The sequence below is a fragment of the Ochrobactrum teleogrylli genome (assembly GCF_037482325.1).
GTDB classification, from domain to species: Bacteria; Pseudomonadota; Alphaproteobacteria; order Rhizobiales; family Rhizobiaceae; genus Brucella; species Brucella teleogrylli.
In genome coordinates this window covers 1074322-1095145 of the sequence record NZ_JBBHKQ010000001.1, presented here as the reverse complement: position 1 = coordinate 1095145, position 20824 = coordinate 1074322, and the positions used below count along the sequence as shown (strand labels likewise).

Here is a 20824-nt window from a genome sequence, read left to right as displayed (position 1 = left end):
GATGCTTCTTAATTGCTGGCTGCGAAGATCGCGCCGAATTCCTTCAGCGTTTCATTGCGCTTACCGTAGACTTCCTTGGCGTCGATGGTCAGGACCTTCAGGTCGTTGATCAGCGGACGATTGGCCGGAATATCGGTGCGCGATGGCATCAGATAGGTTGCGGCAACCAGTTTCTGGCCTTCGTCGGACAGCATGTAATCAATGAACTGCTTGGCCTCGTCCTGGTTCTTCGACCATTTCAGGATCATAGCCGGACGCGGTGCGACAACTGTGCCGGAAGTCGGGAAGATCACGTCGATGGATTCGCCCTTGGCCTTGCCCGCAAGCGAGATGTAATCGACCGCGCCGAAAACGGCGGCCTTAGCACCCTGAAGCACCGGGTTCAGGGCTTCGGCATTGGCACCGGCGACGGTTGCGCCATTGGCGCGCAGGTTCTTGAACAGATCCCAGCCCTGCTGCGACTGAAGGGCGGCGACCAGTTCGAAGCTTGCGCCCGACTGGGCCGGATCGGGCAGGTTCACCAGGTCCTTATATTCCGGCTTGGCAAGGTCAGCCCATTCGGCAGGCTTCGGCGTCTTGCTGGCCGGGTTCCATGCGATGCCGAGCGCTGAAACGCCCTGCGCCACGGCGGTTTCGTTTTTCAGGAAATCAGGCACCTTTTCGGCATTGGGGCTGGTATAGGCCACCAGCCAGTCGCGCTTGGCGAAATCGGTCGCCGTATCCCAGGATGCCGAGATCAGCACGTCCACCACCGGATTGGCGGCCTCGGCTTCGATGCGGGCCATAACCTTGCCGGTCGTCGCCTGAAACACATTGACCTTGGCGCCGGTCTTGGCGGTAAAGCCGGTGGCAAGCTTTTCGATGAGGCTGCCCGGGCCTGCCGAATAGACGGTGATGTCGGCATAAGCCGCCGTGCTGGCGAGCAATGCGGTCATAAGCGCAACGCCTGCGCCGAGAATGGATTTCGTCATGTGTGCCTCCTGAGATATTGCCTGTGATGGTCTTATTTTGAGAACCAGCGCAGCTGGCCCGGATCGATGGCGATGCCGACAGGAACACCCGGCGACAGGCGGACGGCATCGAGATAGGTCAGGTCATGCCCGGCATTCTGGTCGCCGATACGAACCGTCGTCAGATGGCCGTCACCGCGAAACTGGCTGCGCAAAACCGTGGCCGGGATCGCCGTGTCATTGAGTGGTACGCTGCGCACGGAACGCGACGGCAAAAGCACATGCGTTACCCCATCCGGGGTTTCAGTATGGGCGATGCGGATATCGGTTTGGGTGATGCGATAGGCATCGTTATACCGTTCGACCGGCACGACGCAGCCCAGACGCAGAAAATCGGCGACTTCCGGCGATTTCGGCTGGGCCACCAGCAGTTCGGGTGCGGCAAGCTGCTCGATCACGCCGCCTCGCATCACGGCAACCTGATCGGCCAGCGAGAAAGCCTCGCTCTGGTCGTGGGTAACATAGATGGCGGTCAGGCCGAGATTGGAAACGAGCTGGCCGATTTCCGTGACCATGTTTTCGCGCAGTTCACGGTCGAGATTGGAAAGCGGTTCGTCGAACAGCACCAGTCCCGGTTCGGCGACGATGGCGCGGGCAATCGCCACGCGCTGCTGTTGCCCGCCGGACATGTCGCTGATGGAGCGATTGCCGAAGCCAGTCAGCCCGACGCGATCCAGCGCGGCGGTGACGCGCTTTTCACGGTCGGCGCGGTTGATTCCGCGCATTTCGAGTGGAAAAGACACATTGCCGAAAACCGTCATATGCGGCCAGAGCGCATAATCCTGAAACACCATGCCGAGATGGCGCTTTTCCGGGGGCACGAAACTGCGGCTGGCCGCATCTGCAACCGTGACGCCATTGATCGTGACGGAACCTTTGGTCGGTGCGAGCAGGCCCGCGACAAGGCGCAGGAGTGTCGTCTTTCCGCAACCCGATGGCCCGAGCAGGGCAAGGGTCTTTCCCTTGGGAAGCGTCAGGCTGATGTCGTTCAGAATGGTCGCCGGGCCATAGGCAAGGCTGAGACCTGCCGTCTCAACGGCAATATCTGCGGAAACTGGACGGCTATGTAACATTTGCCTGCAATCAAAACGGTTTCGCCGCTTCTATTCGGATTGCATGACGCGTGTATGACAGGCTGTGATTGCACCGTCAGAATGCAAATACCCCGCTTGCGCGGGGTTTCGTGGTTCAGTCCGCCAGGACCAGAAGATCGTGCGAGGCGAAATGCACCGTCACCTTATCCCCGCGCTGCGGCGGTGGTTGTGTCGGGTCGTTGAACGTATCGAAGGACAGGCGGTTCTTGCCGAGCGCCACGCGTGTGCGGATGACGGAACCGAGGAAATGCACATCCTCGATGGTCGCATCCAGCGACGTGTCGTGGCTCTTGCGCGCTTCGAGGCTGACAGCTTCCGGGCGCAGCGCCAGCGTGACCGGCTTGCCCTTCGGATGATGGCCGAGCGTGTCGCGCACGGTGATCATGCGCCCGTCAAGGTCGATGCCGTTCTTGTCCGGTTCGCTGACCGAAGCTTCCAGCATGTTGAGCGTGCCCACGAAGGAGGCGACGAAGCGCGAGGCCGGGCGGTTGTAAATGTCGAAAGGCGATCCGATCTGGTCGGCGCGGCCTTCATGCATGACCACGATGCGGTCGGAAATCGACAGCGCTTCTTCCTGATCATGCGTCACGAAAACCGTGGTGATGCCGAGCTTTTGCTGGATGGTGCGGATTTCCTCGCGCAGACTGATGCGGATCTTGGCATCAAGCGCCGAGAGCGGTTCATCAAGCAGCAGCACCTGCGGCTTGGTGGCGAGCGCGCGGGCCAATGCAACACGCTGCTGCTGGCCGCCGGACATCTGGTAGGGATAGCGGTCCGCCAGATGGTCGAGGCGGATGAGGCCGAGCATTTCCTTCACCGTGGCATCGATTTCCGCCTTCGGCTTGCCCGCGACGCGCAGGCCGAACGAGACATTCTGCGCAACCGTCATGTTTGGAAACAGTGCATAGGCTTGGAACACCATGCCGATATTGCGCTGGTTGGGCTTAAGGTCCACCACGTCGGTGCCGTTGATCTCGATGGAGCCGCTATCCGGGTCTTCGAAACCGGCAATCATGCGCAGCACGGTGGTCTTGCCGCAGCCCGATGGTCCGAGGAAGGAGACGAATTCGCCCTTTTCCACGGCGAGGTTGAAATCGTGGACGACGGTATTGGCGCCGAAGCTCTTTTTCAGGTTCTTGATATTGAGAAAAGCCATGAACGTTACCCGGCGGTTGTCTTGAATTTATTGAGGCGCGAAACGAGCTGCAACATGATGATAGCGAGCCACGTAATGCCAAACGAGATGATCGCCAGCGCGGACGGTTCGTAAGCGCGGTTGGCGCCGACCAGCTGGAGATAAGGCCCGAAAGCCGGACGGTTCAAAAGCGAAGCCAGCGTGAATTCGCCGATGACGATGGCAAAGGTGATGAAAGCGCCGCTCATCACACCCGAAATCACATTCGGGAAGATGACCTTGAACATGATGGTGGGCCAGCTTGCGCCAAGGCTCTGGGCGGCTTCGGTCAGCGTGTTGACGTCGATGGTGCGCATCGCCGTATCGACGGCGCGATACATGTAAGGCAGCGACAAGGTCATATAGCCGAACATCAACAAAAGGTCGGTCGCGCGGGTGGACGCCGTAAATGGCAGCCATGACGACGAGTTATAAATGCGCAGATAGCCGAACACGATGACGATGGCCGGGATGACCAGCGGCATCAGCGTGATGAATTCCATCACCGGACGCAACTGCGGCAGGCGCAGACGCACCCAATAGGCGGTCGGCACCACCAGCAGCACACCGAAGATGATGGTCAGGATGCCGAGCAGGATCGAATAACCGAAGGTTGCCTGGAAATTCGGATCGGTGAACACGACACGATAGGCGTCGAAGGAATATTCGCCGCGCCGCATGCGCAGCGAGAATTCGAACGTGCCAATGAGCGGGACGAGGAAGTAGACCGCGCCAATGAAAAAGGCGATCCACGCTCCAATTTTCTGGGCTGTCGAGCCTTTCATCGCTGCCACCTTTCGGCACGCATACGCAGCCAGATATAGATCAGATTGGAAATGCCGGTGATGACGATCATGCCGAGCGCCAGTGCATAACCAAGGTTCTGGTTATGCAGAACGTCGCCGCGGATCTGCGCATAGAGCAGGATCGGCACGATGTTGAGCGACGAGCCGGTCAACGCATAGGCGGTTGCAATAGCGCCGAAGGCATTGGCGAAGAGCAGCAGCGTCGTGCCGAGCAGGCTTGGCCACAGGATCGGGAAGGCCACCATGCGCCAATATTGCGCATTGGTCGCGCCGAGGATCGAGGAGGCTTCGCGCCATTCCTTCTTCAGGCCGTCGAGCGCCGGTGTCAGGATGAGCACCATCAGCGGAATCTGGAAGAAGAGATAGGTCAGCGTCAGGCCAAAGAAGCTCAAAAGGTTGAAGCCGGTCGCGTAGAGATTGAAGCCGAACCATTCGCGCAGCAGGATCGTCACGAAGCCGGTGCGCCCCAGCGTCGCCAGAAAGGCGAAGGCAAGCGGCACGCCTGCGAAGTTGGACGCCACGCCGGAGAAGGTCAGAACGGTTGGGCGCAGCCAGGACGGCAGATTGCCCAGCACCACCGCCCAGGCCAGAAAGAAACCGATGATCGCGCCGCCAATGGCCGATGCAAGGCTGACCTTGATCGAAATCCAGTAGGCGCTCATGATCTGCGGCTGGAACAGATCATAGATGTTCTGGAGCGTGAAATTGCCCGCCGGGTCCTGAAACGCGCCGACGATGAGATACATGGTCGGCCAGATCAGGAAGAGAATGGCGAAAAGGAAAAACGGCGCCACGCCAAGCCATGTCAGCGGTAGTCGGCGTTTGCGCGCGCTACCGACCGGACTGGCTGGGGCTGCTGTATCGGCTACTGAACTCATGCGCTCTTTCTTCGGCTGTTCGTTTCGCACTGCATTTCGGCTTGTGGCGCGAAGCGTGCGGAAACAGGCAAGATACACGACAGATCGGTCGAGTAGAGGCCACAAAAAGGGAAAATCGGCGTTGGACCGATTGGGGAAATCCCCGTTCAGCCCAACGCCCTTTTCATAGAACCATCGTCAGAAACGAACGAAGTCGCTTACTTGACGTTGGCGCCGACGACGCTATCCCATTCCTTGGTGATCGTTGCCTGCGCGGCGTCGATCTGTTCCAGGGTCGGGAAGATTGCCTTTTCATAGGCGGCCGCGTCCGGCAGCTTGTCCAGCAGATCCTGCGGGATCTTGCCAGCCTTGCTCATCGCGTTGAAGCGAATCGGGTGGCAATAGCCCTTCAGATAGCCGATCTGGCCTTCATCCGAATAGATGTGCTCCATCCACAGCTTCGCAGCGTTCGGATGCGGTGCGTAGGCGCTGATGGCCTGCACATAGACGCCAGCAATCACGCCCGTCTTCGGGATGATGGTTTCAACTTCCGGGTTGCCCTTCAGCGTGTCGCGGTCCGCGAGCGCGTTGTAGTCCCAGCGGATGATGATCGGGGTCGAGCCCTGCGCCAGCGACGCGGCCTTGCCGATGACCGGCACGAAGTTGCCCTTCGCGTTCAGGTCCTTGAAGAATTCCAGACCCTTCTTGCCCGCGGCTTCGCCCGGCTCTGCACCGGCTGCGATACCGGCAGCATGAACGCCGAGAATAGCCTGTGCCGAAACACGCGGATCGCCAGCGAGCGAAACGGCATTGGCATAGTCGCTCTTCAGGAGGTCAGCCCAGTCCTGCGGCACATCCTTGATGATGTCCTTGTTCACCTCGAAGGCCAGAACGCCGTAATAGTCGCCGTACCAGTATCCTTCAGGGTCCTTGGCGCTATCTGGAATTTCGTCCCAGGTCGAAACCTTGTATGGCTGGATCAGGCCGTCTTTCTTGGCCGAGGTGCCGAAAGCAAAGCCGACGTCGATGACGTCCGGAGCCTGCGGGCCCTTATTGTCCTTGTTGGCCTTGATGGCTTCAATTTCATCGCCCGAACCGGCATCCGGGTTCAGTTCGTTGACCTTGATTCCGTACTTGTCCTTGAAGCTCTGGATGACTTCGCCATAGCCGCACCAGTCATGCGGGAGGGCGATGGTGGTCAGTTCGCCTTCTGCCTTGGCTGCAGCGATCAGTTCGGCTGACGGCTCGGCAGCGGCGATGGAAACTCCGGCAACGGCGATAGCGGTCGAAAGCGACAGCAGACGCGCTGTATAGCTAAGCATTGTTTGACTCCCCTAATATTAGGTCGGCGAAAGCCCCCGGCCAATTCCGGAGCCCGCGCCTACCCGTTACCCGCCCGACATGACGGTTGGATGACAGTTTGCTGCTTGTCACAAATTGCCAACAACAGAAAGTGAAACACGTTTTCAGTGACTTAGCAATTCATCCCTGTGGGGGAGGAACATTTTTATGACAAGAAATGTGACAGAGCTTTCGCGGTTGTCACATTTTAAACGGAAGCTGTTCCCGCTACGACAAGGATTTGCCTGCTCGCGGCGCGGTTGTATTTTTCTCCGCGAAAAACGAAAAAACCCGAAAGGTGTTTGAACCTTTCGGGTTTCGTATGAAAGCCTGGGAGGATGCTTTCGAGGGTTAATGCCCGCCGCCACCACCGGCGACCTGCTTTGGCTTGCGCAACAGGATGGCGCAGACGGCCAGCGTGCAGAACATCATCGTCAGAATGAAAAACACGTCGATGAAGGACAGGAGCGTTGCCTGCTGCCGGACCATGCCGGAAAGTTTGGAAAGGGCGATGGTCGGGCCGTCGAGACCGGCGGCGTTGTACTTCGCCGTCAGATTGGCCACCATCTGCTCGGCTTCCGCATTGCCCCAGCGCACATGTTCGGCAAGCCGGTCGTAATGCATATCGCCGCGGCGCGTCAGGATGGTGTTGATGACCGCAAGGCCGACAGCACCGCCGAGGTTACGCGTCAGGTTGAAAAGGCCCGAGGCGTTTTTCAACAAGGCAGGCGGCAGCGTGCCCAGCGCCAGATTGTTGATCGGCACCATGCAGAGCATCAGCGAACAGCCGCGCAGGATCTGCGGGAGCAGCAACTCGTGGAAATCCCAGTCGGCGGTCAGGCCGGTGACCATCCACGTTCCGGCAGCAAAGCCGAGGAAGCCGATCATCATCATCAAACGCGGGTCCATGCGATTGGACAGGAAACCCGCAACCGGCGCCGTCATGAACATGGCCAGACCGCTGACGAACAGCGCTTCGCCGATCTGCAACGCATCATAGCCGCGCACGCTGGCGAGATAGAGCGGATAGAGATAGGTGAGGCCGTAAAGCCCGACGCCCATCACGAAGGAAAACAGCGATCCAAACGCGAAATTGACATTCTTGAAGGCGCGCAAATCCACGATTGGTTCTTCGGATGTGAAGGCGCGATAGAAGAAGAGAATGCCGCCGACGGTCATGACGATGGACAGGATGAAGATGGCTTCATCCTGCAGCCAGTCGTTGCGCGGGCCTTCTTCCAGCACATATTCCATCGAGCCGAGGAAGGCTGCCATGCCTACAAGACCCCACCAGTCGAACTTGCTCAAAAGCGAGCTGTCGCCTTCATCGAAGTCGATCAGGTTCCAGGCGGCGATGGTGACGAGAATGCCGGGTCCGACATTGACCAGAAACAGCCAGTGCCAGGAAAAAGCGTGGCTGAGATAACCGCCGACTGTCGGGCCGATGGTGGGCGCAAGCGTCGCCACAAGACCGATCATCGGCGAGACGATGGAGCGCTTGGACGGCGGGAAGATGGTGAAGGCTGCCGCGAACACGCTGGGGATCATGCCGCCGCCGATGAAGCCCTGGATGGCACGATAGACGATCATCTGATCGATATTCGTCGCGGTGGCGCAGAGCATGCTGGCCAGCGTGAAACCCGCTGCCGACAGCGTAAACAGCACGCGCGTCGACAAAAGCCGCCCGAGGAAACCGGACAGCGGGATCATGATGACTTCCGCGATCAGGTAGGATGTCTGCACCCACGAGATTTCGTCGGAACTGGCGCTCAGGCCTGCCTGAATTTCGGAAAGCGATGCCGAGACGATCTGGATGTCGAGGATCGCCATGAACATGCCGAAGACCATGGCCAGAAAGGCGACGGCCTTTTTGGGGTCGATACGGTCGTCTGCCGGGGTCATAGGCCCCATCGTGGTGTCTGCGGCCATGACGGCGCACTCCGGAATGAAAGAGAAGACGGCGCAGAGTTAAAAGCCGCGCCGCTGCTTATTCTTGCGACAGTCGTATCGCCGAACGGTTAGTTCGCCTTGTCTTCAGGGGCGGTGCGCGTATCGATGTCCACGATGACGCTCAGGCCGGCGCGAATCTTGCCGGAGTCCAGCGCATCCTGCGGGATGGCGATACGAACAGGCACGCGCTGCACCACCTTGGTAAAGTTGCCGGTGGCGTTTTCCGGCGGCAGAAGCGAGAACACCGCGCCCGAGGCCGGGGCCACCGAAACGACCTTGCCGTCGAACTTGGTGCCATCAATGGCATCGACATAGATGTGCGCCGTCTCGCCGGTCTTGATCTCGGCGAGCTGCGTTTCCTTGTAGTTGGCATCGATATAAAGCTCACCAACCGGGACCAGCGCCGCGATCTTCTGGCCGGGAGACACGAGGTCGCCTTTCTTGCCGGACAGATTGCCAACCACGCCATCGAACGGCGCGCGTAATGTAGTGAAAGCCAAATCACGGGCAGCTTTATCACGAGCAAGTTCTAGCGATTTCGTGCCGCTGTCCGTTTCTTTATATTGGGCTTTGAGAACGTCGATATTCGCCTTGGCGGAAGCGATCTGCGCATCGGCATTGGCGACATTGGCGCGTGCCTGGTCGAGCGACGACTGCGCCGTGTCGAGATCGGCCTGAGCGACAAAACGCGTTTCGTGCAGTTTCTGCACGCGCGTCAGGGTGGACTGCGCATTGGTCAGAACGGCGCTTGCCGCCTGCTTCTGGGCTTCCGCCTGCTGTTGGGTTGCCTGGGCTGCCGTCGTCTGCGCGACGATGCGGGCCAGCGTTTCCTTTTGCGTCGAAAGCTTGGCTTCTGCTTCATCAAGCGCGATCTGGTAATCGCCAGGATCAAGCTGGAAGATCACATCGCCAGCCTTGACGCGCTGGTTTGCGGCAACCGGAATATTGTCGATATAGCCCGTCACCTTCGGTGCGATGGACGCAATGTCGCCCTGCACATAGGCGTCGTCGGTCGAAACCATGAAGCGGCCGACGGTCCAATAATCATAGCCATACCAGAGGCCTGCGGCCACAGCCACGATCAAAACGCCCGGCAGCACCACGCGCTTGCCGAAACTCTTTTTCCCGCCACCTTTTGCGGTGTCCTTATGCGGCGCTTCCTGCGGGCGCGCATTGGGAACAGCATGAGGCTGCGTTCTCTCATTCTGCGGCGCCTCGTTGGTCTCGGGTGCATCACCCGGCGCAAAGGTCTTGGCCGTGGGAAGTTGGGCCGTGGGAAACTGGCGAATATCGGCCTGATCTACAGACTTCTTGGCAGTCATAGGTGAAACTTTCTGCACATCCAGTGGATTGAACCGCTCGGTTCGATGTTGACATAATCCAATAAGATGCGCATATCAAGCGATATCGAACCGCTCGGTTCGAAAAATATGTAAGAGTTTTGTGATATGAAGCCCGAACGGCATACCAAAGAAAGCCCCGACACGCTTACCACGCCTGATCTTGATCGGCATGATGCGGGCGGAGCTGCGGCCAATGTCGCCGGAACGGGCAAAAAATCGGAAAAGCTGCCAAAATCGGAAAAGTTGAAAGCCGGTTCGTTTGCATGCGCGCCTGAAACCGAATGCGGACGCACGAGGCTTGGCGCTGGCCAAGATCCGGCAAAGCGCAGCCAGATACTGGAAGGCGCGCAAAGCGTGTTCCTGCGCATGGGTTTCGACGCCGCCAGCATGAACGACATCACCCGTGAGGCGGGCGTGTCGAAGGGCACGATCTACGTCTATTTCAACAGCAAGGAAGACCTGTTCGTCGCCTTGTGCGAGCATTACCGCCATACCATGTTCAGCGCCCTGATCGGCAAGCTGGACAATGGTTTCTCCAATCGTGAAGAACTAACGGAGTTCGGTATTGCGCTGGTGACGTTAATAACCTCATCGACCGCCATTCGCGCCCAGCGCATCGTTTTAGGCGTGAGCGAGCGCAAGCCGGAACTGTCGGCGCGGTTTTATGATCGGGGTCCGAAGCGCAGTCTGGTCGCCATGGCCGAATATCTGGAAAAGATGATCGAGAACGGCGTTTTGGAGCCGTTCGAGGTTGACCGGGTTGCCTATCAGCTCTCCGATCTTTTCCTTGCCGGGCTTTATCGTCCGCGTCTGTTCGGCGTGATTGCTGACGAGCCAACAGAAGAAGCTATCCGCAAGAATGTCGAAACGGCGGTCGATTTCTTCTTCAGAGCATACGGCAAGAGAAGCTGACATCACGTATTTGTTCCAATAGGGAACATGCTTTTCGAAACTGTGCCTTATTTTCACTCTGTTCTTGTGTGTAACAACTTGCGGCACAATAATTGCGAGTTGCCATGAGGCGTATTTTTTTTGTCACTTATAAACAATTAAGCAGTTTGTCGGGCGCGATTCGAAACATAGTCGCCAGCAGGACATAAGGCGACAGAACGAAAGCTTAAGCGGCTTGATTCTTAAGGATATTTCGCATGACACTTGACCTGATTCATTTTCCTAATTTCAAGAAAACGTTTTTTGGAGCGGCATTTCAGAGCGACACGCTCACACTTCTGACCCGCATCCGCGATGAAGTCGGCTGCCGGCACATCATGCACGCCTATCGTGGCCGCATGAACGAGTGTGCCAAGCTGAATTCCTCCGATCTGACGTTGGTGATGACCGTTCCGACCGCCTGGTCGGCGCGCTATTCGACGAAGAACTACTTCGCCATCGATCCGATCTTCCAGGAGGATGCGCCCTATTTCTCAAACGACGGCAGCGGCATCGTGCGCGATTTGCAGGAAGATGCCACCATCTGCCCGGCGGTTGCGGAACTGTTGCAGGACGCTGAAAAGCACGGGCTCGGCAATATTTTCATTGCCGTTTCCGCGCGCAATCCGAAAGGCGCGTCCGGCTGCACGCTGTTCTCGTTCGAGATCGACAAGGACGAGGATCGCGAACAGTTCGTGGCGAAGATGCGTCCGCGTCTGTTGAGCGTCTCGGGCGTCATTCACAACGCGCTGTGCGGCCATAAGGACGCCAGCTCAGTGGCAAGCCTGCTCACTCCGCGCGAGGTGGATTGCCTGCGTTGGGCGGCCAATGGCAAGACCGATGGCGAGATTGCCGATATTCTCAGCATCGCCCGCTGGACAGTGGTGACCTATCTGCAGAACGCCAAAATCAAGCTGAATTGCTCCAACCGCACTTCGGCGGTGGCGACGGCTCTGTCGCTCGGCATCATCGAAATGCCGGGCACCGAGCATCTCATGTAATTCAGGCAAACGCGGCTCGTTGGCGAGCCAGACATGGCGCTTCCGGGTAAAAAGGAAGCGCAGGCTACTTTATTTATTGTGTTTATTGATTGCATTTTCGAACGCAGGGCGTTCCAGCCCTGCTGGAAAATACACTAGCCGCTTGAACTGCTTGCATGACACCGGATGCGTTCGCTCGCGTCCGGTGTTTTGTATTCAGGCTCTTTTTTTCAATGGCATTCTCGCGGCGCTGAAAGCGGCTCGCAAACGCGCCGTGTTCTTCGCCGGGTCCTGATCGGCGTCTTCGAAGGTGATGTGGTTCAACTCCACACCCGCCGTCTTGTCGCTGAGGATCAAGCGGAAATAGGCGTAAACACCCTGATTGCGGAATTCCATATCCAGCACGACCGATGGAGGCGATTGCCAGTCGCAGCGATAGTCGCCGCCATGGCCCAACTCCAGTGTGCCGGGGAAGAAATAAAGCTCGGTCGCGGAGCTCACGACATCGGCAATATTGGCAAACAGCTCGCAGCGGATGAAGGCGATATAGTCAGCCGGATCGACGAGACGCAGCTCCGCCACCACTTCATGCAGGTTCTCGGCGATGATCGCTTCGCGTTCGTTCGAAAATTGCAGGCTCTTCATCGTGTCACCATCGATCCATAAGAACGGGCCAATAATATTTGGGAATAGGGCAAAGTCATAGTTGTACCATTAGTGTACCGCATGCCGCGTATTGATGATGCGGATGAGTTCGGCAACGGCTTTATAGAATTCCGGTGCGATCATCTGGTCGACATTCACCTGCTTATAAAGCGCACGTGCCAGGGGCACGTCCTCGAAGACTGGTATCGAGTGCTGGGCGGCGACTTCTCTTATCTTGAGCGCGATCAGATCCTGTCCCTTCGCAACGACGACCGGAGCGGCGTCTTCATTCGGCTTGTAACGCAGTGCTACGGAGAAATGAGTCGGATTTGCGACAATCAGCGTGGCGGTCGGCACGGCGCTGATCATGCGGCGGCGGGCGCGGTCACGTCCGAGCGAGCGCAGGCGCGATTTGACCAGCGGATCGCCTTCCGATTGCTTCAGCTCGTCTTTGACTTCCTGCCGCGTCATGCGCAGTTCCTGACGCCAGTGGATGCGCGACCAGGCAAGGTCGAAAGCCGCGATGGCGGTGATCGCCAGCACATTGGCGACCAGAAGACGCACCATGTTCTCGCGCAGAAATTCCGGCAGCGCGCTTGGCTCGGTCGCAATCGCATCCGTGAACAGGCTGTTGCCCTGAAAGAACACGATGAAGACGATGAGACTGGCGGCGAGAAACTTCGCGACCGATTTCAGGAATTCCACCTGACCCGAGCGGCCGAAAATGCGCTGCCAGCCCTTGAGCGGCGAAATGCGCGAAGCCTGCGGGCGAATGCGCTCGCCGACGATGCGGGGCGCGTTCTGAAAGGCGGACGAGGCAATGCCTGCCAGTGGAATGATGATGAAGACCGGCACAAGGGCTGCGCCAACCGCCAGCGCCAGCACGCTGAACAGGCGGCTAGCATCCTCGGCGCTGTTGAGAACCCAGTCCTCGGGACGGTCGATCAGTTCGCGCAGGAAGACTGCGAGCTTTGTCGTGGCGGGTGCGGCGACAAACACGGCGATGACCAGAAACGAGGCGACGCCAGCGAGTATCGGCGTTTCGCGGGAGAAAGGCATATTGCCCTTTTCCAAGGCGTCGCGGATCTTCTGCTCGGTCGCTTCTTCTGTTTTGCTTTCCTTATCGGTATCGTCCGCCATGCGTCACACGCGCACTCACGCAGAGGCTTCGTTGGCGTCGAGGGTGATGATGCCGCGCTCGGAAAGGTCGATGGCGATGCGCGAAATCGTGCGGCGTGCGTCTGCGATATTCTGGGCGGTGATATTGCCCTGCTCAGCGCCAAGCTCCGTTTCCACCATGCGGCGGCCACGGGTGGAGAGCGAGGACAGGATGAGTTCCTGAAGCCTGGCGTCTGCACCACGCAGCGCGGTTGCGATCTGTTCCGTCTGCACTTCATCGAAGAGCAGCAGACGCGCGCGCTGCGACAGGCGCTCGATGTCTTCGAAGGTGAAGAGCTTGGCCTTGATGCGGTTGAGGTCGTCGCGATTGAGATCTTCAAGGCTCGCCATCAGTTCTTCCATCTCGTTCTTGTCGAGCTGGTTGAAGATATTGGCAATCTGGCCGTGATGGGCTTTGACCGGGCCGGAATCGCTGCGGCCCAGCAGATCGCGGCGCAGCACATCTTCCAGCAGTTCGGCTGCGGCCGGCGCGACATTGCCGATATGCAGCGAGCGCTGGACGACGGCATTGCGCAGCTGCGGCGGCAGGGCGACAAACAGGCGCGCGGCAAGGTCCGACGGCAGTTTGGAGACGATATAGGCGATGATCTGCGGATGCTGGTCGGCCAGATAGACTTGCAGGCTGTCAACCGGCAGGCGACCGAGTTGCACCCAGACCGATTCCTGTACCAGTTGCGGCTGCACGCGTTCTTCGAACACGGCATCCACTTCTTCCTGTGGCAGCGTATCGCGCAGCAGACCTTCGAAGCGCTGGGCGGCTTCCGAAACGGGCGCGCCCTCGGCAAATGAATCCTCGAATTCCTTCACCAGCTGTTCGAAATCGAGCGGCGAGATCGGGTCCAGCGTGCGGGAATGACCGGCAAGCTTGCGCAGGTCCTCGGCGCTGAAATGCTTGAGAAGGCGTGACGCAGCCGGACGGCCAATAGCCACGAGAATGGCTGCCGCCTTTTGTGCGCCGCTCAGCGTATCGATGATACCGCTCGCGCTTTCTTCAGTGTTGGCCTGCTGCTCTTTTTCGGTCATGGAGATATCCGGGCCGATCCGTTATTTGCCGATGATTTCGGTGAGGCTGACGCCGAAACGCGAAGAATCATCTTCGAGTACGATGACTTCGCCGCGAGCGATCACGCGACCGTTGACGACGATATCGACCGGATCGCCGATCTGCTTGTCGAGGGTGATAACTGCGCCGCGACCGAGCTTCATCAGATTGGCCACCGGCATGGTCGTGCCGCCGAGAACCACCTGCACATCGACGGGAATGCCCATGATGAGTTCGAGATTGGGCTTGGAAGCGCCTTTCTGCGCGCTGCGCGGCTTTTCCTCGCGCAGTTCCTCGATGGCTTCGTCCAGTTCCTGCTGCATGTTCTTGTCCTTGTTGTCAGCGCTCATGCCTGCCCCGCAATATCAACGGTTGCCTTGCGGACCGCGCGATGCACGAACACCGGCAGCGCATTCTTCTCTTTCTGCTCGACAATCGGTTCGCGGGTGCGAACGGCACTGTCGGCAACGGTGCGCGCTTCGCGCATGTCGCGGGTCAGCGCCTTGCGCAGGCGGTTCAGTTCCTCGATGGCTTCTTCCATCTCGCGGCGCACGCGCTGGGTTTCGCCAAGGCGGGCTTCGAGTTTTACATTTTCATCGACGAGATCGGTGCGCTCGCTCTGGATCGCCTTCACGGCGCGTTCCAGACCGTTGGAGGCGGCCGCGATGCGTAGCGCCAGCACCTTGCCAAGCTTGATCGTTTCGTTGGCCTTGCGTCCGACCACGATCAGCGCGCCCAGCGAAACAAGGGCCATCAGTGTGGACAGAATATTAGCCAGCAACAAGCTCATCGATAAAATCCTCTTCCTGATTGACCGGGTCGCCGACCTTGACGGTGAAATGAATGCCCGACTTGCCGAGCGAGCATTTGAAAAGCTGCTGGTTGCCCGCGCGCAGGCGCACCTGCTCCATAGCGTCGGCAGGCAGCCTCAACACCTGTCCGATCTCCAGTTTCGACAGCGCATCCAGCGTCATCGAACCTTGCTGGATGAAGCCTTCAAGCTCGATACGGGCGCGGCTGACTTCCTGACGCAGCTTCTTGGCCCAGCTCGGATCGGCCTGGTTCATGGGGCGGCGCAGAAAAGCGGCGACGGCATCCTGCATTGGCTTATGCGTGCTGCGGGGCAGCAGAAGGTGGACCTGTCCGGTCTTGCCCGCCGCCGTCACATCGATCCGGCAGGCGAAAAGCCGCGACCGTTCGAAATCGGTGCGGTCGAATTCGGCGATGTCGATGCATTCACCGGCCACGAACATCGACTGCGCATTCCCCACCCAGCCCGATAGGGAACCGGCGTTGAAAACCTGATCCAGCGCACCGGCGAGATGGCCGGAAAGAAGGGCGGAAATCTTGTGTTCGACCATGCCGAACGGGCGCTCGACATCGACTTGGCCCAGATTACCCTGCGCGCCATACATGGCCTCGATAATCAAGAAGACCAGCGGCGCATCGACGGTCAGATAAAGCGTCGAGCCCCAGCGTTCGACTTTAAGCGGCGCGATGATGGCGGCGCTGTCGAGAATGGCGGCGAAACCCGCGTCATCGGTGCTTTCCACCGCACCGGCTTCCACTTCGAAAGCCGCCGCGCAACCATGTTTCAGCCGCTCGCAGAAATGCGTGGACGCATCCTTGAACACATGGGCGAGCGACTTCAGATCGTCGCCGGACAATCCGGCTGCGCGCAGCAGATTGTCGGCCAGCACGTCATTTTTGCGGTGTTGTTCCGCCATGGTCGTTTCAACCGACGTTTTAGGGGTGGTTTCGGGCGTCGTCATCTTATGCGGCCTGCTGCGTCGGCGCGCTGGCCATGGTTTCCTGCTCCACCACATCGATGGTCGGGCGGTCATAAGCGGAGATGGTCTTGCGCCCATATTCCACGGCGATCTGCGGCAGCGAGCCGTTCATATAGGCAAGCAGCGTCTGCTTCACGACGACATAGAGACGGTTCTTCTTTTCGCGGGTCGATTTGATCTTGGTCGCGATGGGACCGACGACGCCATAGGAAAAGAAGATACCGGCGAAGGTGCCGACAAGGGCTGCACCGATCAGATGACCGAGCACTTCCGGCGACTGGTCCAGCGCGCCCATGGCCTTGATCACGCCGAGAACAGCGGCGACGATCCCGAGCGCAGGCAGGGCTTCCGAAATGGTGACCATGGCCTGATAGGGCTTCAGCTTGTCGCGGGCGATGGTGTGGATTTCCTCGTCCATCAGCGCTTCGATTTCGTGCGAGCGCACATTGCCGACGATGATGAGGCGGCAGTAATCGCAGATGAAATGGGTGAGGTCTTCGTTTTTCAGAACGCTCGGATAGGCCTGAAAGATCGGCGATTCCTTGGGATTGTCGATATGGACTTCGACTTCATTGCGCGACTTGGCGCGCAATTCGCGCATCAGGCTGTAGAGCAGGCCCAGAAGATCGAGATAATCGCGCTGCTTGGGCACGGCGTTGCTGAACGCCTCCATGCAGGCGCGACCGGTATCCTTCACCAGCGAAAACGGATTGGCGACGAAGAACGTGCCAAGCGCTGCGCCCAGAATGATGACGAATTCCCAAGGCTGGATGAGCACGCTCACATGTCCGCCCATGGCGATGAAACCGCCCAGCATACAGCCCAGTGTGATGGCGAGACCGATGATAATGCCCAAAGCCCGAGACTCCCGCAGAATAGTTCTTTGAGCCGAACATAGGCAGCGCGGCTTGCGCGAAGCTTGCCGAGGTCGCCCGAGGACTATTGGGCGCCATCAGCTTCGGACAAGCTTGATCGCGCATAAAGGGCGCAACTATCAGCAGGGGGTCATGCCTATGGTCGATACGATGACGAGCTATCGCCTGATCGCGTCGGATATGACGCGGTCTTTGCAGCGCGTTTCGAAAGAACCTTTGGTGTCGCGCGAAACGGCCTATTTCCAGGAAAACATCGGCAATGTGAAATCGATCGACGATTTCATGTCCGACAGCCGCCTTTACAATTATGCGATGAAGGCGTTCGGTCTGGAAGACATGGCCTATGCAAAGGCTTTCGTGCGCAAGATTCTGACGGAAGGCGTCACGAGCGACGACGCCATGGCCAACAAGCTGACCGACAAGCGCTACAAGGAATTCGCGACCGTCTTCGACTTTGCGGGCAAGGGCGCCGAGGCTACCCAAAGCACCGAGGCGCAGCAGGGTGTGGTGGACAAATATTTGCGCCAGACGCTGGAAACCGAAGCCGGTGGCCAGAACGAAGGCGTGCGTCTGGCGCTCTATTTCGAGCGCAAGGCTTCGAAGATCACCAATGCCTATGAAATCCTCGGCGACAAGGCCTTGCTGACCACGGTGCAGACGATATTCAGCTGGCCTGCGGCCATGTCCAATGCCGATGTGGACAAGCAGGCCAAGATGCTTGAGGCCAAGATCGACTTTTCCAAAATGTCCGATCCCGATTATGTTTCGAAACTCATTTCGCGCTTCACGGCCATGTATGAAATGAACAACCCGACCTCAAGCAGCCCGGCATCCATCGCCTCGCTGCTGCTCGGCAGCGCGTCTTCGGTTGGCATCTCGACCGATATTCTTACCACCTTGCAAAGCTTCAAGCCGGGCGGTCGCTGATCCATGCAGAATAATTCGATCTATGTCGGGCTTTCCTCGCTCATTACGCTTGAACGGCGAATGGATTCGATTGCCCAGAATGTCGCCAATGTCTCGACGGTCGGTTTCCGGGGCGAGGGCACCAAGTTCGATTCGATTGTCTCTAAAAAGGCAAGCGACGATGTGAGCTTTGCCAGCGCCGGCAAGAGCTATATCCGCACCGAACCCGGCCCGCTGGTCAAGACGGACAACCCGCTTGATATTGCGGTCAAGGGCGATGCGTGGCTGTCGCTCAACACACCGCAGGGCCAAATTTTCACCCGCGACGGGCGTATGAAGATGCTGGCGACCGGCGAGCTGGTTTCAATGATGGGCTATTCGGTGCTCGATGTCGGCGGCGCGCCGATCATGCTCAATCCGGATGGTGGCGCGCCGAAGATTTCCGCCGATGGCGCGGTCTATCAGAATGGCGCGCAGATCGGCGCTCTCGGGCTTTACTCCATTCCCGCCGATGCCGAGCTGAAATATGCAGGCAATTCCGGTGTGATCCCAAACAAGGCTGCGGCGCCGATCTTCGACGATAACAGCATCGGCGTTGTGCAGGGCATGATCGAAGGCTCGAATGTCGACGCCATGACCGAGATGACGCGTCTCATCAGCGTCAGCCGCGCCTTTGAGCAGGTCAATAATCTTTTGACCCAGCAGGAAGCGACCGTGTCTGAAGCGATCAAGACGCTGGGCTCCAAAAACGGATGACGCCAGACCTACCGCTCGCGCGGCTTGCCGCCTTTGCCCGTCAACAGGCCGTAGAGTCGAAGCCCGTGTCCGGTATCGGCGGCACGGTCAGCGACGTGTCGCGCTCGGCGATTGCCGTGCGCGGGCTGTCACGCGATGCGCGGCTTGGCGATGCGGTGGCGATAAGGGCTGCGGGCGGCACCAGTCTGGCGGAAATCATTCGCGTTGCCGACAGGCAGGTTCTCGTCAAACCTTTCGACGACCGGATTATTCCCTCATTGGGTGCAGCGGTCTTCGAGGAAGGACCGCTCAGCATCCGTCCGGCGCTCGAATGGCGCGGGCGGGTGATCAATGCGCTGGGGCAGCCGATTGACGGCAGGGGCGCGCTTTTGCCCGGTCCGCGCCCTATGGCATCCGAAAATCTGGCACCAGCCGCGCTGCGCCGGGGGCGCGTGGATCGCGGGCTTCGCACCGGCGTTGACGTGATCGACATTTTCACGCCGCTCTGCTTTGGCCAGCGCATCGGCATTTTTGCCGGTTCCGGCGTCGGCAAATCCACGCTGCTCGCCATGATGACGCGCGCCGCCGATTTCGACACGGTGGTGCTGGCGCTGACCGGCGAGCGTGGACGCGAAGTGCGCGAGATGCTGGAAGAAACCATGGCGGGCCATCTGGACAAGACCATCACGGTTGTTGCAACCGGCGATGAAAGCCCGATGATGCGCCGTCTTGCGCCCAATACCGCGACGGCCATTGCGGAATATTTCCGCGATCTCGGCCAGAATGTGCTGCTGATTGTCGATTCCGTCACGCGCTTTGCCCATGCGGCGCGCGAGGTGGCGATTGCGGCGGAAGAGCCGCCGGTTTCGCGCGGTTATCCGCCGAGCGTGTTCAGCCAGTTGCCACGCCTTCTGGAGCGGGCGGGGCCGGGCAGCGCCGATACAGGCGGCAGTATTACGGGCATCTATTCGGTGCTCGTCGATGGCGACGACCATAATGATCCGGTATCCGATACGATTCGTGGCACGCTGGACGGGCATATCGTGCTCGACCGGACGATTGCGGCGCTGGGGCGCTTTCCAGCGGTCGATGTGCCGGGTTCGGTTTCACGCCTCGCCAAGCACAACTGGACGGCCGAACAGCGCAAGCTTGTCAGCCAGCTTCGCAGCATGGTGGCCCGCTTCGAGGAAACGCGCGATCTGCGCGCTATCGGCGCGTATCAAAAGGGGCATGACGGGATTCTGGATCAGGCGGTGGATCTCGTTCCGCGCATCTATGATGCCTTGCAGCAGTCCCCAGAGACACCGCGTTCAGACGATCCCTATCAGAAACTCGCCGCCGCCTTGCGCGGGGAAAAACAGGCATCCAATCCATGATGACGGGCAACAAGAACCGACGCAAAAACGCCGAAGAAAAGCTATTGGCCGATCTGGAAGCGGAAGTGAGCGCCGCCGCCGCACAGGAAGGTGGCAAGAAACCCCACAGCAAGGTTGACCGCTATCTGAAGATTGCGGCGGTCACGCTGGCGGCTGGCTGCGCGATGCTGCCCTTCATCACCTATCTCCAGCGCATGGAGCTTGCGCCTGCCGAAAAGGCGGAACGCAAGATCATCGATCCACTGGACCGTTCGGAGCAGAAGACGGTGCGCCGCTTTCCGTCCTTCCGCCCGTCGGATCGCATTTCCCCCAGTGCGGATATCGATAACACCATGACCGGTTCGGTCATGTCCAACGGCAAGGGCCTGCCGGGAACCGGCGCTGGCACTGGCGGCGAAGGCGGCGGCGATGGACAGGCTTTCCCGAAGCCGGTCTTCGCGCTGCGCGAGGTCGTCGGCGGGATGGCAATGATCGAGGATACGTCCGGCTACTGGTTCGTGGAAAAAGGATCTCTGTTGCCCGATGGCAGTCGCCTTGTTTCCATCGGTCGGGGGGCGGGAACCTGGCAATTGACCACGTCGTCAGGCGACGTGATTGAAATGCGGAGGTAGGGGAGTAGGGCAGTAAGGGAATAGGGGAGTATGTTGGCCTTGCGCGATCAGCGCTCTCTTAGAAACAACGATATACCATTCCCCAAAAACATATTCCCTTACTCCCCTATTCCCCTACTCCCTTAACCTCCGCAAGCTTGACGCAAGTTCCGCCCCGTAAGTTACCCAACGGTAAAGGCG

At 59.0% G+C, this 20824-nt stretch carries 21 protein-coding genes; 6 read left to right on the top strand and 15 right to left on the bottom strand.

The features are described 5' to 3' along the window. Window positions 1-8: 8 nt before the first annotated feature. The 8 genes from WIX40_RS05095 to WIX40_RS05060 form a co-directional block, all read right to left on the bottom strand. Window positions 9-971, bottom strand: coding sequence for an ABC transporter substrate-binding protein (locus WIX40_RS05095; protein ID WP_339438916.1), 963 nt, complete (start codon window positions 969-971; stop codon window positions 9-11). A gap of 32 nt (window positions 972-1003) precedes the next feature. Further along, a complete protein-coding gene (locus WIX40_RS05090; RefSeq protein WP_339438914.1) occupies window positions 1004-2083 on the bottom strand; it encodes an ABC transporter ATP-binding protein in 1080 nt (359 codons plus the stop codon). Window positions 2084-2198: 115 nt separating this feature from the next. Further along, window positions 2199-3260, bottom strand: a complete 1062-nt coding sequence (locus WIX40_RS05085; protein WP_109367912.1) for an ABC transporter ATP-binding protein — start codon at window positions 3258-3260, stop codon at window positions 2199-2201. Between the two features lie 5 nt (window positions 3261-3265). Continuing rightward, a complete protein-coding gene (locus tag WIX40_RS05080; protein ID WP_109367911.1) occupies window positions 3266-4063 on the bottom strand; it encodes an ABC transporter permease in 798 nt (265 codons plus the stop codon). Beyond that, window positions 4060-4962: an ABC transporter permease gene (locus tag WIX40_RS05075; protein ID WP_171317913.1), complete on the bottom strand. Its 903-nt coding sequence runs from the start codon at window positions 4960-4962 to the stop codon at window positions 4060-4062. Before WIX40_RS05075 ends, WIX40_RS05080 begins: the two co-directional genes overlap by 4 nt. 197 nt (window positions 4963-5159) lie before the next feature. Next, window positions 5160-6263: an ABC transporter substrate-binding protein gene (locus WIX40_RS05070; RefSeq protein WP_171317912.1), complete on the bottom strand. Its 1104-nt coding sequence runs from the start codon at window positions 6261-6263 to the stop codon at window positions 5160-5162. Between the two features lie 370 nt (window positions 6264-6633). Continuing rightward, window positions 6634-8211, bottom strand: coding sequence for a DHA2 family efflux MFS transporter permease subunit (locus tag WIX40_RS05065; RefSeq protein ID WP_109367908.1), 1578 nt, complete (start codon window positions 8209-8211; stop codon window positions 6634-6636). Window positions 8212-8300: 89 nt separating this feature from the next. Continuing rightward, window positions 8301-9554: an HlyD family secretion protein gene (locus WIX40_RS05060; RefSeq protein WP_124915241.1), complete on the bottom strand. Its 1254-nt coding sequence runs from the start codon at window positions 9552-9554 to the stop codon at window positions 8301-8303. Between the two features lie 126 nt (window positions 9555-9680). Between WIX40_RS05060 and WIX40_RS05055 the strand changes: the two genes are divergently transcribed. Together WIX40_RS05055 and WIX40_RS05050 are read left to right on the top strand one after the other, a co-directional pair. Then, window positions 9681-10487 carry a TetR/AcrR family transcriptional regulator gene (locus WIX40_RS05055; RefSeq protein WP_339438908.1) on the top strand — a complete coding sequence of 269 codons (807 nt, stop codon included), beginning with the start codon at window positions 9681-9683 and terminating at the stop codon, window positions 10485-10487. 236 nt (window positions 10488-10723) lie between these two features. Further along, window positions 10724-11506, top strand: coding sequence for a helix-turn-helix transcriptional regulator (locus tag WIX40_RS05050; protein WP_171317910.1), 783 nt, complete (start codon window positions 10724-10726; stop codon window positions 11504-11506). A gap of 195 nt (window positions 11507-11701) precedes the next feature. Here WIX40_RS05050 and WIX40_RS05045 read toward each other — a convergent pair whose 3' ends face one another. From WIX40_RS05045 to motA, 7 genes are all read right to left on the bottom strand, one after another. After that, the gene (locus tag WIX40_RS05045) at window positions 11702-12130 is read right to left on the bottom strand and encodes a BspJ family T4SS effector nucleomodulin (RefSeq protein ID WP_109367904.1); all 429 of its coding nucleotides are present in this window, start codon (window positions 12128-12130) and stop codon (window positions 11702-11704) included. Between the two features lie 69 nt (window positions 12131-12199). Then, a complete protein-coding gene (gene flhB / locus WIX40_RS05040) occupies window positions 12200-13270 on the bottom strand; it encodes a flagellar biosynthesis protein FlhB (RefSeq protein ID WP_109367903.1) in 1071 nt (356 codons plus the stop codon). Between the two features lie 15 nt (window positions 13271-13285). Continuing rightward, window positions 13286-14332, bottom strand: coding sequence for a flagellar motor switch protein FliG (locus tag WIX40_RS05035; RefSeq protein WP_339438903.1), 1047 nt, complete (start codon window positions 14330-14332; stop codon window positions 13286-13288). A gap of 21 nt (window positions 14333-14353) precedes the next feature. Continuing rightward, on the bottom strand, window positions 14354-14701 hold the full coding sequence (fliN, locus tag WIX40_RS05030) for a flagellar motor switch protein FliN (protein WP_109367901.1): 348 nt from the start codon (window positions 14699-14701) through the stop codon (window positions 14354-14356). Then, window positions 14698-15141, bottom strand: a complete 444-nt coding sequence (locus WIX40_RS05025) for a BAB2_0123 family type IV secretion system effector (RefSeq protein ID WP_339438900.1) — start codon at window positions 15139-15141, stop codon at window positions 14698-14700. Before WIX40_RS05025 ends, fliN begins: the two co-directional genes overlap by 4 nt. Beyond that, the gene (locus tag WIX40_RS05020) at window positions 15122-16078 is read right to left on the bottom strand and encodes a FliM/FliN family flagellar motor switch protein (RefSeq protein WP_339440944.1); all 957 of its coding nucleotides are present in this window, start codon (window positions 16076-16078) and stop codon (window positions 15122-15124) included. Before WIX40_RS05020 ends, WIX40_RS05025 begins: the two co-directional genes overlap by 20 nt. Window positions 16079-16124: 46 nt before the next feature. Further along, complete coding sequence (gene motA, locus WIX40_RS05015) at window positions 16125-16997, bottom strand: flagellar motor stator protein MotA (protein WP_109367899.1); 873 nt, start codon at window positions 16995-16997, stop codon at window positions 16125-16127. 157 nt (window positions 16998-17154) lie between these two features. Between motA and WIX40_RS05010 the strand changes: the two genes are divergently transcribed. The 4 genes from WIX40_RS05010 to WIX40_RS04995 are packed head-to-tail and all read left to right on the top strand — an operon-like array spanning window position 17155 to window position 20644. Continuing rightward, window positions 17155-17943 carry a DUF1217 domain-containing protein gene (locus WIX40_RS05010; RefSeq protein WP_109367898.1) on the top strand — a complete coding sequence of 263 codons (789 nt, stop codon included), beginning with the start codon at window positions 17155-17157 and terminating at the stop codon, window positions 17941-17943. A gap of 3 nt (window positions 17944-17946) precedes the next feature. After that, window positions 17947-18678 (top strand): flagellar basal-body rod protein FlgF, encoded by a 732-nt coding sequence (flgF, locus tag WIX40_RS05005; RefSeq protein WP_121538384.1) that lies wholly within the window; start codon window positions 17947-17949, stop codon window positions 18676-18678. Continuing rightward, entirely contained in the window at window positions 18675-20033 is a 1359-nt protein-coding gene (gene fliI / locus WIX40_RS05000; RefSeq protein WP_339438897.1) for a flagellar protein export ATPase FliI, read from the top strand. The genes flgF and fliI overlap by 4 nt, the downstream gene beginning before the upstream one ends. Next, on the top strand, window positions 20030-20644 hold the full coding sequence (locus WIX40_RS04995; protein WP_339438895.1) for a hypothetical protein: 615 nt from the start codon (window positions 20030-20032) through the stop codon (window positions 20642-20644). The genes fliI and WIX40_RS04995 overlap by 4 nt, the downstream gene beginning before the upstream one ends. Window positions 20645-20824: the final 180 nt, after the last annotated feature.